General features: G+C 53.4%; 1 protein-coding gene. It reads right to left on the bottom strand.

Going from position 1 to position 745, the window contains the following annotated elements; translation table 11 throughout:
• Positions 1-58 precede the first annotated feature (58 nt).
• On the bottom strand, positions 59-745 hold a 687-nt coding region (locus QP891_RS11680; protein ID WP_502869518.1), incomplete at its 5' end, for a transposase family protein.

Genomic DNA, 745 nt, shown 5'->3' with positions numbered 1-745 from the left:
GGGTTAAGTAGCAGAATGTGTGTCCGTTCGGCGTGTTGCGGGGCGGGTACACGGTTAGTTACTTCATGGGGTCTTTTCTGATTCCTATCGAGTGTTCGTACTCGGTTGGGATAGCGTTGTCGTAGAAGGCTGGTCGGCCTGTTTCTTGGTCGGCTTTGTTGTGGTCTTCTTCGGCAAGATAGTTGACTTTGGCGAGTTGATCTTGGCCATAATTGCACTGCCTGGCGATATTTAGCGGATCGTCAGGCAGTTGCTTTTTGGTGTGGAGGTACCACTCGAGCATTTTTCGTTGCCGTTCCCCTGACCTGCCTCGGTGCGCATCGGCGATGCGTTTGAGCTGGGCGTTTATGCCGCCTTCAAGACTGTTTGTCGTTGAAGCCCAGCGTTTAGGATCAAGCGCATTCGGTGGTGGCTTAAGGTAAGTAAACAACCAATTGTTGCGCGATAGGTGCAGCAGTGAGTTGTAGGCTTTGCGTATTCGCAGATGAGTCCATTCCCACTGGTTATTGAGTGTTCGGCGTTCTTTTGGCACGGGTGTTTTCTCGTTGAGGAATGTTTTGAATACCTGACCGAAGTCGTGCAGACGTAGCGTCCACTCCCGTGCCTGTTCGAGTGTGGTGACACGGGTTAGTTTCAGCGCCAGTGCGTAGATGGTTTTGCCGGCGTCGGTGCGCGGCCGTGAGGTGGTGTAGCGGCGGATGACGCGTTGTGCATGGACGAGACAACGCTGAATCATCGCGTTTGG

It is taken from the genome of Corynebacterium sp. MSK310, from assembly GCF_030227355.1.
GTDB classification, from domain to species: domain Bacteria; phylum Actinomycetota; class Actinomycetes; order Mycobacteriales; family Mycobacteriaceae; genus Corynebacterium; species Corynebacterium rhinophilum.
Note: the sequence above shows the minus strand (reverse complement) of the source record. Positions and strands in the feature narration are given on the sequence as shown.